This is a genomic window from Providencia sp. PROV252, assembly GCF_033676005.1.
In the GTDB taxonomy this organism is placed as follows: Bacteria; Pseudomonadota; Gammaproteobacteria; order Enterobacterales; family Enterobacteriaceae; genus Providencia; species Providencia vermicola.
Window position 1 is genome coordinate 522,461 of sequence record NZ_CP096294.1, and the last position, 13,809, is coordinate 536,269.

Genomic DNA, 13,809 nt, shown 5'->3' on the forward strand with positions numbered 1-13,809 from the left:
CGCAATGCGCCCAATTGACAGTTAAAAGCTTAATTTGATGAATGAATCTGATCTTTACCAATACGCCCTGTTTATGCTTTCACGCCGTGATTATGGAAAAGCTGAGTTATTTGCTCGGATGAAACGGCGTATGTACGAAAAAAATGACGGCATCATTGATGAAACAGTGATTGAACAGGTGTTGGATAGATTAAGCGAGCAACATTTTCTCGATGATAACCGTGTGGTTGCTCTATTACTGCAAGGCTATGTACGTAAAGGTTACGGGCCGCTACGTATCAAACAAGAAATGCGCCAAAAGGGGTTTTCTCAAACACTTGTCGACCAACACCTTGCCAATATTGAGGTGGATTGGTTTGAAAAAGCAGCTGAAGTGCGCAACAAAAAATTTGGTGATGTATTGCCCGATGATTTTAAAGAGAAAAGTAAGCAAATTCGTTATCTACAATATCGCGGTTTTTTTGGTGATATGATTTACGAACTCTTTAATGGGTAAATTTACGTATTTAATTAGCGATGATAAACAGACATGTTGTTAAGTTGGCCTATCACGCTCATCATTTCCTTATGAATAAAAGCCTTATCCTCCAGTGTTCAAATAATAATCGATAAAATTATCTGCAAAGTAAGTTAGTAAAAAGATTTATTATTTATTTCTCTTGTATTTTTACTCATTTCTATATTAAAAAACATCTGCTGACATGATCATCGTCAGTGAATTTTGCTTAACTATTAGGCAGAGTAATTTTTTTTATAATTACAAAATAAGACAGGCAGGAGAAACAAATGATTGAGCTCTTAATCGGCGTCATTGTCGCCATTGGAGTTGGGCGTTATATCATCAAAGGGTATTCGGCAACAGGCGTGTTAATGACAGGCGGTATTTTACTGCTGATTATTACCGCTATTATGGGAAAAAGTATTTTACCTGGTTCTGTTCCAACGACGGGGTGGCGTGTAACAGACATTCTGGAATACATTAAATTCCTCCTAATGAGCCGAGGTGGTGACCTTGGTATGATGATCATGGTGCTTTGTGGGTTTGCGTCGTATATGACACACATTGGTGCCAACGATGTCGTGGTAAAAATCGCGTCGAAACCACTGAAAATGATCAACTCACCGTATTTATTAATGGTAGCGGCTTATATTGTAGCATGCTTGATGTCACTGGCGGTTTCATCGGCAACTGGCTTAGGGGTGCTATTAATGGCAACCTTATTCCCCGTGATGGTAAACGTTGGGATCAGCCGCGGTGCAGCTGCTGCAATTTGTGCTTCACCTGCTGCAATTATTTTGGCTCCAACATCGGGTGACGTGATCTTGGCGGCACAAGCTGCAGAAATGCCATTAATTGATTTTGCCTTTAAAACCACATTACCGATTTCCATCGCTGCGATTGTTGCGATGTCGATTGCACATTTCTTCTGGCAACGTTATCTCGATAAAAAAGAGCACGTTAAAACAGAAATGTTAGATGTGAATGAAATCAAAACTCATGCGCCTTCTTTCTATGCCATCTTACCTTTCACACCCATTATTGGCGTGTTAGTGTTTGACGGAAAATGGGCACCTGAATTGCACATTGTTACGATTATTGTTGGCTGTATTATTTTAGCTGCAATTATTGAATTTTTACGCAGTTTCAGTGCTAAACACGTCTATGGTGGTTTGGAAGTTTGCTATAAAGGCATGGCGGATGCATTTGCAACGGTGGTCATGCTGTTAGTGGCTGCTGGGGTATTTGCGCAAGGTCTAAGCACAATTGGCTTTATTTCAGGGTTGATTAACCTTGCACAATCTTTTGGGTCAGGCGCTATTGTGATGATGATTGCATTAGTGATTATCACCATGCTAGCGGCGATGACTACGGGTTCAGGTAATGCGCCATTCTATGCTTTTGTGGAATTAATCCCACACTTAGCAAAACAAATGGGAGTTAACCCTGCTTACTTGGTTATTCCAATGCTACAAGCATCTAACTTGGGACGTACTTTGTCCCCAGTTTCAGGGGTTGTGGTTGCAGTTTCTGGTATGGCAAAAATTTCACCGTTTGAAGTAGTGAAAAGAACTTCAGTTCCAGTCTTAGTGGGCTTGGTTGTTGTGGTTATTGCTACTGAAATTTTAGTCCCTATTCATCTGTAAATTTTTAATGATTGCCATAAATGGCTGGGTTAACTTTACCCAGCCATTTTTTTTGTTTGCATGAAATTAAATGCTTTATATATAAAAAATACTATTTTAATAACGTAGGAAAATATTTTTTAGCAGAACAATGACAACTCATTTTTTTGTTTAACGTTATTAACGAGATCTACGCCAAAAAGTTGAGTGAAATAACGCGATTAAATTAGGTACTGGTACGCATTTAATGCAAAATCGGCTCATCTTTTTTTAATAACGTTAATGATGAAAAATACACTATGAGCACAATTGAAAAAGCAGTGGTTGCTACGGATAAGCCAGTAAGTAAATGGACGTATAAGGATTTTACGTGGGTACTTTCTTTATTCGGTACCGCAGTTGGGGCAGGCGTTTTATTTTTACCTATCAAAGCGGGAGCGGGGGGGTTTTGGCCATTAGTCGTGTTGGCATTGATTGCAACGCCAATGATTTGGTTAGCGCATAAAGGGCTTGCACGTTTTGTTTTATCATCTAAAAATCCAAATGCAGATATTACCGATACCGTTGAAGAGCATTTCGGTAAAACAGGCGCAAATATTATTACTTTTGCCTATTTCTTTGCGATTTACCCAATTGTATTAATTTATGGTGTTGGGATAACAAATACGGTCGATTCTTTCCTCGTGAATCAAATCGGTATGGACCCGCTTCCACGTTGGTTATTATCGGGTGTTTTGATTGCAGCAATGACAGCAGGCGTGGTTTTTGGCCGTGATTTAATGTTAAAGCTGACCTCGCTTATGGTCTACCCGCTGGTATTTATTTTATTAGCACTATCTTTGTATTTAATTCCTGAATGGAATATGTCAATGCTAGAAGTCGCACCAGACTGGGGTTCAATGCCAGTTGTGGTGTGGATGGCGATCCCATTGATCGTATTCTCATTTAACCACAGCCCAATCATTAGCCAATTTACCAAAGACCAACGTCAACAATTTGGTGATAAGGCAATTATCAAAACTGATATGATCACTGGTGGCGCAGCTCTGATGCTCACGGGTTTTGTGATGTTCTTCGTTTTCTCTGTGGTGCTATCGTTGAGCCCAGCAGAACTGGCTATTGCCAAAGAACAAAATATCAGTGTGTTATCGCATATTGCGAATATTAATCCATCCCCGATTCTGTCTTATTTAGGCCCAATTGTTGCCTTCGCCGCAATCGTATCAAGTTATTTTGGGCACTTTTTAGGGGCTCATGAAGGCTTAGTGGGTTTAATCAAATCACGTTCTTCTTTCTCACTAAAGAAAATTGAAATGGTATCGATGCTGTTTATCGTGATTACTACATGGATTGTCACCATTCGTAACCCAAGTATTTTAGGCATGATTGAAACGATGGGGGCACCAATGATTGCTGCTATCCTGTTCATTTTGCCTGTAGTATCGATGAATATTATTCCTGCAATGAAGAAATTTAGCACATCAAAACTGGCGCAAATTTTTACCTTTATCTGCGGATTAGCTTCTATTACATCGGTTATTTACGGCGCGTTTCAGTAAATATCTGAGAAAATAACGTACAGAGAAAGCCACTGCCTTACGGGGCGTGGCTTTTTTTATATCAAGATGCAATAGGTTATAAGCATCGACATTGATATAACCTGATGGTTAAGATGAAGAGGATGAAAATCACGCACAGTTATAACAAAATGAACTAACTCATATGAAATAATTTCAAGTTCAGATAGTTGTCTATCAAAGAGTCTTAGGTAATATCTAGTGTTAACACAGCATCGAACCTCTTACTCGATACCTAATCTGGCAGTGTTTTTCCAGTGCATCATAACAAGGATAACAAATGAAATTAGAAACATTATCGATTCACGCCGGCTACTCTCCAGACCCGACAACGAAGTCTGTCGCCGTTCCGATTTACCAAACCACCTCTTATGCTTTTGATGATACGCAACATGGTGCGGATCTGTTCGATTTAAAAGTTGCGGGTAATATTTACACGCGAATTATGAACCCGACTAATGATGTGCTGGAAAAACGTGTTGCTGCACTGGAAGGCGGTGTCGCTGGGCTGGCGGTTGCCTCTGGGATGGCGGCGATTACCTACGCGATTCAAACTATTGCTCAAGCTGGGGATAACATAGTTTCTGTTGCAAAGCTGTATGGCGGAACTTATAACTTATTAGCTCATGCTTTGCCTCGCTTAGGGATTGAAACTCGTTTCGCAGAACACGATGATTTAGCGGCATTAGAAGCGCTGATTGATGAAAAAACCCGTGCAGTTTTTTGTGAGTCTATTTCGAACCCCGCTGGGTTTATTGTCGATATTGCTGCGCTGGCGGAAGTTGCACATCGTCATGGCGTACCACTCATTGTGGACAATACGGTCGCAACGCCGTATTTATGCCGACCTTTTGAACATGGCGCGGATATTGTTGTTCACTCATTGACTAAGTATATTGGCGGTCATGGTACATCACTGGGCGGTATGGTCGTTGACTCTGGGAAATTCCCATGGACACAATATCCAAATCGTTTCTCACTACTGATTGAGCCCGATGTGGCTTACCACGGAGTCAGTTATACTGAACACTTTGGTGCAGCAGCCTTTATTGCTCGTTGCCGTGTTGCCCCTTTACGTGGAACGGGGGCTGCATTATCCCCATTTAATTCATTCTTGATTTTACAAGGTTTAGAAACCTTGGCATTAAGAATGGACAGACACACAGAAAATGCGCTAAAAGTGGCTAATTTTCTTGAAAAACACCCTCAAGTAGAGTGGGTTAAATATGCGGGATTACCCAGTAATCCCGAGCACGCGTTAGCGCAGAAATATATGAACGGTAAGCCTGCGAGCATTATGTCGTTCGGTATTAAAGGCGGACAAGAAGCAGGGGCTCGTTTTATTGATGCACTGCAACTGATTGTTCGGCTGGTGAATATTGGTGATGCCAAGTCACTGGCGTGTCACCCTGCATCCACAACTCATCGTCAGTTAAATGATGCAGAGCTCGCCCAAGCAGGTGTTTCACGAGATATGATCCGTTTATCTATCGGGATTGAACATATTGACGATATTCTTGCAGACCTTGAGCAAGCCTTAGTCGCTGCAAAATAGTTGTTAGTTGTTATCAAGAAAAACCAGTTATGGGTAATACCATGACTGTTTTTTTTGTTTGAGCGTAAATAAAAAGGTTTTTATTTTAATTTTAAACATTAAGAATTAATTAATTTTTAAATATTAATAGAATCCCCCTTCGTGAATGAACTATTTTTTATATAACGAGTCTTAACACTCGATTCTTATCTCTTTTTTAAGATGAATAAAATGTGGTATTCATTCATTTATTGATTGTTTATAAATATCAATGTGAAAAACAGGGTAATCATTGATTTGTTTATGCGGGGTTTAATTGTCTCAATGATAATAACCTAATAGAAAATGGCAAGCGTTGCTTTCACGCTAACAGCTTAAAAGTATTAAATATTAATAACAAGAATGGTTGAGATGAGATGATTATGGCAAATAATAAAATTGCCTGCCTTAAGTGGTGTCTACTATTTGTATTTATTGTTGCAACCTATTTTTTGCCGTTAAACGGGCGGCTGTTATGGCAGCCTGACGAGCTCCGTTATGCTGAAATTAGTCGTGAACTAATCATCAGTTATAATTGGAGTGTGCCAGAACTGCTGGATGTTCGTTATTTCGAAAAACCCATTTTTGGTTATTGGGTTGGTGCTATTTTTCAAATGTTATTTGGTGAAAATAATGTTTCTGTTCGCCTTGGTGTTGTATTTAGTACACTAATCAGTGGGTTATTTGTTTACCTTAGCGCTAAAATGGCGTGGAAAAACCCACGTATCGCGTTTAATGCCACGTTTATTTACCTTTCCATGTTGATGGTGTTTACCATTGGCACTTATAACATTCTTGACCCTATCGTTACCGCATTTATCACGATGGTGATTTTCTTTTTCCAATGGGGGTTGACCACTAAACGATTTTCCCACCAGCTCTTGGCCTATATTTTACTGGGGGTGGCCTGTGGTTTAGGGGTATTAACGAAGGGGTTCTTAGTTTTAGTTTTGCCAGTGTTAGTGTGTTCAGTCGCTGGAATTTATTTTAAAAAATTTAAAGACGTTTTTGTTTTTTCATTTGTGTCGATTTTTACGGCCTTTGTGGTTTGCTTGCCATGGGCATTTGTGATTGCCAGCCGTGAACCTGATTTTTGGCGTTATTTCTTCTGGGTCGAACATATTCAGCGGTTTATGGCTGATAACGCTCAAAACAAATCCCCATTTTGGTTTTATATTCCTATCATGATGGCGGCAGTTTTGCCGTGGTTAGGTTACTTATTTGGTGCTTTGCGCCAAGCATGGCAGCAAAAAGGGATGCATTTTTATTTCTTATTATGGTTCCTTGCGCCGTTTATTTTTTTTAGCATCACTAAAGGTAAGCTACTCACGTATATTTTGCCGTGTATTGCACCCATCGCGATCTTAATGGCTGCGTATATTGAAAAAATGCTAACAGAGAAAAAAACACTCGCCATCCGTGCAAACGCGGTGATTAATATGGTGATTGGCGGGCTGGCTGCGGGCGTAATCATTGCATCACCATATATACCTAAAATTAATATTTATCAGGCAGATGAAAGCTATAAATTAGGGTTGGCGGCAGGGGCCTTTATTTTTTGGCTAGTGGTTGCTTTTATTTCAATGAAGCCGCGGTTTTGGTATTTAGCCGCTGTATGTACGGTAGCGATTAGTTTAAGTGTGGGCCATGTGATCCCAAATTATGTGGCAAGTAACAATACCCCTCAGAAGTTAGTCGCCAAGTATTCGCATCAACTGGAAAATAAATCGGTATTATTGACCAACAATGTGGGTTTAGGCACGGCACTAGCTTGGGTGCTAAAACGCAGTGATATTACGATGTTGCATCAAACGGGGGAATTAGGCTACGGGCTGCAATATCCTGATGCTGCAAACCGTTTTTATCGCTTGAGTCAATTACCTGCATTGTTAGAAAGCCATCAATACAAAAATGTAGCTGTCGTTGTGGAAGGCTCACAACATGAATTGGTTGATGCGCTTCCTGGTAATCCAATAATTATTCGAGAGGGCAATTTGATATTTGCCTTTTACGAAGGGTAGTGATGAAAAACCGCATAACTCATAATGAATTATGCGGTTTGGTTTGAAAAGGCTAATTAACGAGTTGGTTTAGTCGTCATTATTTCATTATCTGCAATGCTGGCCTTGCCTGTGTTAGTCGCTACCCCGTGGTAAATTAACAGCATTGCCATACTGTTACTCATCGTATTCATCTCTACAGTATGGGGCGTTTGGCGAAGGTTTTGCTTGTTACTTGCTGTATTTCTCATTGTGAAGTCTCCTGAGTTTCTTTGATCAGGCGATTGGCTTCAGCAAGCTCATAACGCCTAGGTGTCAATGTGGTAGCACTGTGATTGCGTGCTAATACTGAATAAATGGTTGGTAGAACAAATAACGTAAATAGCGTCCCAACTAACATCCCTGTGACAATGACTAACCCGAGGCCAAAGCGGCTGTTAGCACCCGCACCCGTGGCGAATAACAACGGCACCAAGCCAATCACCATGGCCGCTGTTGTCATTAAAATTGGGCGTAAACGAATTTGCGCGGCTTTTAAAATGGCATGACGGCGGTCTAATCCTTCATTAGCCTGTAATTCATTGGCAAATTCCACCATCAATATTCCATGCTTACTGATTAAACCAATCAAGGTCACAAGGCCGATTTGGGTATAAATATTTAGTGTGGCATAGCCCAAGGCTAGTGGGATTAGTGCACCACAAATCGATAATGGTACAGTGATAAGAATGATCAGCGGGTCGACCAAGCTTTCATATTGCGCTGCGAGTACTAAATAAATAATGATAAGCGCCGCCATAAAGGCGAAGGCGAGGGTGTTACCTTCTTGTTTATATTGGCGCGAATCGGATTGCCAGTCATGGCTAAAGCCAGCTGGAAGTTCATTGGCAATTTCATCAAGGTAAGCAACTGCCTGTCCTAAAGTAACACCAGGAGCAGGAATGGCTTGGAATATTGCCGCATTTTGTTGGTTAAATTGCGTGAGTTTGTTCGGCTCAACTTGCGTATGAATATCCACTACCGTAGATAACGGTATCATTGAGCCCGTTTCTGCTTTGACATAGTGGCGTGAAAGTGCTTCTGGCGTCAGGCGTTGGTTGCGCATACTTTGTGGGATCACATCGTAAGAACGGCCATCCATCCCAAAACGGTTAATATAGTTTTCGCCGACTAATAAAGTCAGGGATTCACCAATATCTTGCATGCGAATGCCTAAACTGTTGGCTTTAGAGCGGTTAATGCGTACTTCTACCACAGGGTTGTTATAGTCGAGGTCACTGTCCACGACCATAAATAAACCACTTTCCCGCGCTTGTTGTTTGATTTCTTCCATGGTTTTATATAGCACCGAGTAATCTTGTGGGCTTCTTAACACCATTTGAATCGGCAATCCGCCTGTTGAACCAGGTAAGGCTGGTAATTGGAAAACAAAAATACTGTTTCCTTCCACATCGCCAACGCGCCCCTGTAAATCCGTTTGAATAGCAGAAGCCGGTCTATCCCGTTCTTCCCAAGAAGACAAGTTGGTACCTCCAAAACTTGCGGAAGGGCCATCAGTTCCGTTAATAATCCACGTACTTTCGGTTTCAGGTAGTTCCGTGAAAACATCATGTAATTTACGAGAAAACCGTTCGACATACTCAAGGTTGGCATGTTGTGGGGACTTAATCGCGGTTAATACGCTCGATTGGTCTTCAACAGGGGCTAATTCGCGCGGTGCGGATTGGTAAAGCATTGGCAAGCTGATGAATACCGCCACGGCAATCACACCCGTTATCCAACGGTTTTTTAACGAAAAATTCAATAAAATGGTGTAATAGTGCGCCAGTGTGGTGAAGAATTTTTCTGCCATCCGTGCCATGCGGCCTTCATTCTGTTTTGAGTTCAGCATAAAGGAGCTCATGACAGGGGAAAGGGTCAATGCCACGATACCAGAAACAATCACCGCACCTGCAAGCGTTAGGGCGAATTCTTTAAATAACGCGCCCGTTAGGCCAGACATCAAGCCAATAGGCGCATAAACGGCGGCTAAGGTAATGGTCATCGCAATGACGGGCCCTGCCACTTCTCGGGCACCAATTAAGGCAGCTAATACAGGGGATTTCCCTTCTTCAATATGGCGATGGACGTTTTCTACCACCACGATGGCATCATCGACCACCAGTCCAATCGCTAAAACCATTGCTAGTAAGGTTAATAAGTTGATACTAAAGCCAAAAGCCATCATAAGAGCCGCAGCACCCAGCATGGATAAAGGAATGGCTAAGATAGGAATAATCACGCTGCGAATTGAGCCTAAACATAGGTAAATTACGGCAATAACGATCAGCAAAGCTTCGACTAACGTATTGATAACTTGGTCGATAGAGGCCTTAATAAACCGTGAAGTTTCAAAGGCCATTTCCACTTTCACTTCTGGTGGCAAAGTTTTATCAATATCTGGCATCAATTTATTCATGCCATCAACGATGACAAGTGGGTTGCCTGTTGGGGTTGCAAACAAACCGAGGTAAATTGCGGGTTCACCATTCATTAAGCCACTCGTTTCTGTCGAGGCGGCTCCGAGTTCAATGGTGCCAACATCTTTTAAGCGAACTAATCCATTACCATCATTGCGGATCACTAAGTCACGGAATTCATCCACATTAGTTAAGTCGGTATTCACATAGACATTAGAAATGACATATTCGCCTTTGACTTTACCTGGTGCAGCTTGGTAGTTATTTTGGCGAACGGCTTGTGCAACATCAGCAGCAGAAAGCCCGCGGCCAGCCAGTTTATCGGCATCAAGCCATAAGCGCATGGCAAGTTGTTGCCCACCAAATACCTGTACTTTCGCGACGCCTTCAATAGATGAATACATCGGCTCGACCACACGAGAAATATAGTCGGTTAGCGCAGGAATGGACAACTCGGTACTTGAAAACCCAATATAGGCAACCGCGGTTGATTCGCCAGAAGATAACTCGATGACTGGGTCATAAGCTTCTTTCGGCAACTTGTAGCGCACTTGGTTAACTTTCGCCATCACTTGCGCAAGGGCTTGAGTTGAGTCGCGGTTTAATTCCATACGCACGGTGACAAGGCTGCTACCTTGTACAGAAGATGAAGATAAATAATCGACGCCTTCAACTGAAGAAACGGCTTGGGCGATAGGCTGGGTGACAAACCCCTGCATCAGTTTTGCTGATGCGCCAGGATATTGTGTCGTAATCGTCACTGTGGCACTTTCTAGCTGTGGGTATTGGCGAATGGGTAATTTGCTCAGAGCAAATAAGCCAATTAACACGATTAACGCACTGACCACTAAGGCTAAAACAGGACGGCGTACAAAAATATCAGTAAATTTCATCACGCCTCCTTATGAACCTTGCTGAGTGTGTGCGGTGGGTTCAGACAAGGTATCTTGCGCAACTGGCGTAACTGCAGAACCATTATTGAGGCGTAATTGGCCTGATGTGACCACTTTATCGTTAGCGCTTAACCCATGTTCAACTTCAATTTTGCCATCCCAACGTTGGCCTGTTTTGACGGAAACGCGTTTGACCGTCATGGCATCACCTTCACCCTCTGTAATAAAGACTGTATCCCCGTAAGCGGTATAAGTGACAGCTGTTTCTGGGATAGTAAGTACCTGATTATTGGCTTGGCGAACCACATTCACGTTGGCGTACATACCTGCTTTGAGCGTGCCATCGCTATTTTCTAATGTCGCTTGTAGCGCAATAGTGCGTGATTTACCAATGAGAGGATCAATCGCAGTAATGCGAGCAGGGAAGGTTTTATTTGGGTAGGCGTCTACCGTAACATCAACCACTTGCCCTTGATGTAATTCAGGGGATGCTTGCTCGTCTAATGAAAAATTCAGCTTTAACGTTTTGGTATCAACCAAACTTGCGATGGTTTCACCAGGTGTTAGATACTGTCCTTCATGCACTTGACGAATACCAATCGTGCCATCAAAAGGTGCGCGAATGGTTTTTTGCGCAATTAACGCTTGAGTTTGACGAATGAGCCCTTGAGCAATATCGCGCTCTGCTCGAGTACTATCCACTTGGGCTTCAGCTACTAAATGTTGCGCAGATAACGAACTGGTTCTTTGATATAAGCGTGCTGCATTACGCATCTGTGCTTGATAGCGAGATAAATCCGCTTGCTCTACGGCATCATTGAGCTGCACTAAAACTTGGCCTTTTTTGACTTGTTGTCCAGATTCAAAGATTATTTTAGTAATGCGGCCATTCGTTTCTGCCGCAACTTGCACTTGGCTGCCAGCTTCTAATTCGCCCACACCATAAAACGTTCGTGGTGCCGTATCTAGAGTGACCGTAGCGAGTGCAACCTTGGTTGGCGGGTATTGGTATGCCGCTTTTTTGTCGCCCTCATTTTGTGCGTAGGTGGAATAAATGGCGCTACCGCCCCCTGCTGCGATTAAAATAGTACATAGTGTGATTATTGTTTTTTTACTCATTTAATTTTCCTTCTATTTCTGCATTTTCAGCGAGAAATAAAGACCTCGAAAATGCCCTGCAATCGCGATGGCAATTAACCCACCAATGACAGCAATATGTTCAATAGCCCAAAACATGGCGATTTGTGCTTGTTCTCCCGTATAACTCCAAAAAGTGTGCACAATCACAATGGTGAGGAACAAAAAGGTGGCAAGTGCCCCTGTTGCAAGCCATAACAAACGGTTAAGTAATACGAAAACTGAGCCAATCAGCATCACAGCGGCAGAGGCTATATTGAAGAACCAGTCTGGATGCAGACCAGCAGCACGCATTTCAGCGAGACTACTTTCATAGTTAAGTACTTTGGCTAACCCTGATGAAATAAATAAAACCAAGACAAGTAAGCGAGCAATAAACCATAAGCTATTGCTTTCTAACATTTTGGTGATAACCAATGGCATGAACCTATCCCCTTTCAAAAAATAACGTCAATTGACAAAGTCACAGGGTCGCACTATAAAACCTTAAGTTAAGTTGAGGTCAAGCAAAGGTAAGCAAAAATGGCAAGTAAAGACACGAAAGCGATAAAACCCCAAAAAAATGGCGGAATAAACATCGATCCTACAAGGGCACTAACGGTTGGTGAGGTCGCTAAACGTTCAGGTGTTCCTGTTTCTACTGTGCATTTTTATGAATCAAAAGGATTAATACAAAGTACTCGAACACACGGCAACCAACGGCGATTCCATTCAGTCGTATTGCGCTATATTGCCATTATTAAAGTTGCGCAAAGTACAGGTATTCCATTGCAAGAAATACAGGATGCATTAGGCCGTTTTCCTGCAAATAGTGCACTTACGTCGGAGCAGTGGAAGGAAATGTCCACACAATGGCGTGTTTCGTTGGATAAACGTATTCGGCAGCTCACGCGTTTACGTAATGAATTGGATAATTGCATTGGTTGTGGTTGTTTATCATTAAGTGATTGCCCGTTGCGTAACCCTGATGACGTATTAGGGAAAAGAGGTCCTGGCGCACGTATTTTAGAGCGGCCTTAAATAACGATAGAATTATGTCCTGCTATTAATCACACTTTTCATTTTTTGGATAGCTGCTGCGAAAAGTGGCTATTTCCCTTCATATATCATCGCTTTGTTGACTAAATTGCCGCACTGGGTGGATATTTTTTGCGCCCAGCGGCTACAGCTTTTCGCTCATTCTGCGTAATTATTAGTTATGTTAATTTTTTGTAAATTCATTGTAATAAGATGAGAGCGAAAAGAGGGCGTCAACGATGAAAGGTTTGAATAGCAAAATTGCAATTGTGACTGGGGGCGCGACCAAAATTGGCGCAACAGTGGCAAAAGTGCTGAGCAGTTATGGTGTTAAAGTCACTATTTTTGATATTGACGCAGTCAATGGTGAAAAAGTCGCACAAAGTGAGCCAAATATTGATTTCTTGCCTGTGGATATCACTGACGATCAACAACTTAAACAGGGCATTGATCGTGTTGCTCAAAAGTATGGGCAACTCGATTTTTTGGTTAATCTGGCCGCGACTTATCTTGACGAAGGCCAGCTATCTTCACGACAAGATTGGTTAACTGCATTAAATATCAATGTGGTCAGTGCCGTTATGGCGGCGCAATTTGCCAAAGCACACTTTGTGAAAGCAGGTAAAGGTGCCATCGTCAACTTTACCAGTATTTCGTCTTCTGTTGCTCAAACAGGCCGTTGGCTCTACCCCGCATCAAAAGCAACGATGCTGGAAGTGACTCGCAGCCAAGCGATGGATTATGCCGATAACGGTATTCGTGTGAATTCGGTTTCCCCTGGCTGGACATGGTCCCGTGTGATGGATGAAATTACGGGGGGCGACCGCAAAAAAACCGACCGTGTTGCGGCGGATTATCACTTATTAAAACGCGTGGGTGACCCTGAAGAGGTGGCTCAAGTTGTTGCGTTCCTACTTTCTGATCTGGCGAGTTTCGTGACTGGCGCAGATTACGCCGTTGATGGCGGTTACTCCGCTATGGGCCCTGAACAGGCTAAACCTGCAATTCCCCGTCTTGCACAATAAGACA

At 42.3% G+C, this 13,809-nt stretch carries 11 protein-coding genes; 7 read left to right on the top strand and 4 right to left on the bottom strand.

The genetic code is table 11. The annotated features are described in order from the left end of the window. Positions 1-37: 37 nt before the first annotated feature. From M1F05_RS02260 to arnT, 5 genes are all read left to right on the top strand, one after another. Positions 38-496, top strand: a complete 459-nt coding sequence (locus M1F05_RS02260) for a regulatory protein RecX (RefSeq protein WP_206086262.1) — start codon at positions 38-40, stop codon at positions 494-496. Positions 497-786: 290 nt separating this feature from the next. Then, positions 787-2,145: an anaerobic C4-dicarboxylate transporter DcuC gene (dcuC, locus tag M1F05_RS02265; protein ID WP_206086263.1), complete on the top strand. Its 1,359-nt coding sequence runs from the start codon at positions 787-789 to the stop codon at positions 2,143-2,145. Between the two features lie 278 nt (positions 2,146-2,423). Then, a complete protein-coding gene (locus tag M1F05_RS02270; protein ID WP_206086264.1) occupies positions 2,424-3,683 on the top strand; it encodes an aromatic amino acid transport family protein in 1,260 nt (419 codons plus the stop codon). Positions 3,684-3,981: 298 nt separating this feature from the next. Beyond that, positions 3,982-5,256 (top strand): bifunctional O-acetylhomoserine aminocarboxypropyltransferase/cysteine synthase, encoded by a 1,275-nt coding sequence (locus tag M1F05_RS02275; protein WP_206086265.1) that lies wholly within the window; start codon positions 3,982-3,984, stop codon positions 5,254-5,256. A gap of 395 nt (positions 5,257-5,651) precedes the next feature. After that, the gene (gene arnT / locus M1F05_RS02280) at positions 5,652-7,295 is read left to right on the top strand and encodes a lipid IV(A) 4-amino-4-deoxy-L-arabinosyltransferase (RefSeq protein WP_206086266.1); all 1,644 of its coding nucleotides are present in this window, start codon (positions 5,652-5,654) and stop codon (positions 7,293-7,295) included. Between the two features lie 56 nt (positions 7,296-7,351). On the opposite strand, the gene M1F05_RS02285 is transcribed toward arnT, so the two are convergent. The 4 genes from M1F05_RS02285 to M1F05_RS02300 are packed head-to-tail and all read right to left on the bottom strand — an operon-like array spanning position 7,352 to position 12,186. Beyond that, positions 7,352-7,525 carry a hypothetical protein gene (locus tag M1F05_RS02285; RefSeq protein WP_206086267.1) on the bottom strand — a complete coding sequence of 58 codons (174 nt, stop codon included), beginning with the start codon at positions 7,523-7,525 and terminating at the stop codon, positions 7,352-7,354. After that, on the bottom strand, positions 7,522-10,626 hold the full coding sequence (locus tag M1F05_RS02290) for a MexW/MexI family multidrug efflux RND transporter permease subunit (protein ID WP_206086268.1): 3,105 nt from the start codon (positions 10,624-10,626) through the stop codon (positions 7,522-7,524). The genes M1F05_RS02285 and M1F05_RS02290 overlap by 4 nt, the downstream gene beginning before the upstream one ends. A 9-nt stretch (positions 10,627-10,635) precedes the next feature. After that, positions 10,636-11,745 carry an efflux RND transporter periplasmic adaptor subunit gene (locus tag M1F05_RS02295; RefSeq protein ID WP_206086269.1) on the bottom strand — a complete coding sequence of 370 codons (1,110 nt, stop codon included), beginning with the start codon at positions 11,743-11,745 and terminating at the stop codon, positions 10,636-10,638. Positions 11,746-11,757: 12 nt separating this feature from the next. After that, positions 11,758-12,186 (bottom strand): DoxX family protein, encoded by a 429-nt coding sequence (locus M1F05_RS02300; RefSeq protein ID WP_206086270.1) that lies wholly within the window; start codon positions 12,184-12,186, stop codon positions 11,758-11,760. A gap of 99 nt (positions 12,187-12,285) precedes the next feature. On the opposite strand from M1F05_RS02300, the gene soxR reads away from it, so the two are divergent. Next, positions 12,286-12,783: a redox-sensitive transcriptional activator SoxR gene (gene soxR, locus M1F05_RS02305; protein ID WP_225820685.1), complete on the top strand. Its 498-nt coding sequence runs from the start codon at positions 12,286-12,288 to the stop codon at positions 12,781-12,783. 236 nt (positions 12,784-13,019) lie between these two features. Then, on the top strand, positions 13,020-13,805 hold the full coding sequence (locus M1F05_RS02310) for an SDR family oxidoreductase (RefSeq protein ID WP_206086271.1): 786 nt from the start codon (positions 13,020-13,022) through the stop codon (positions 13,803-13,805). Positions 13,806-13,809 lie beyond the last annotated feature (4 nt).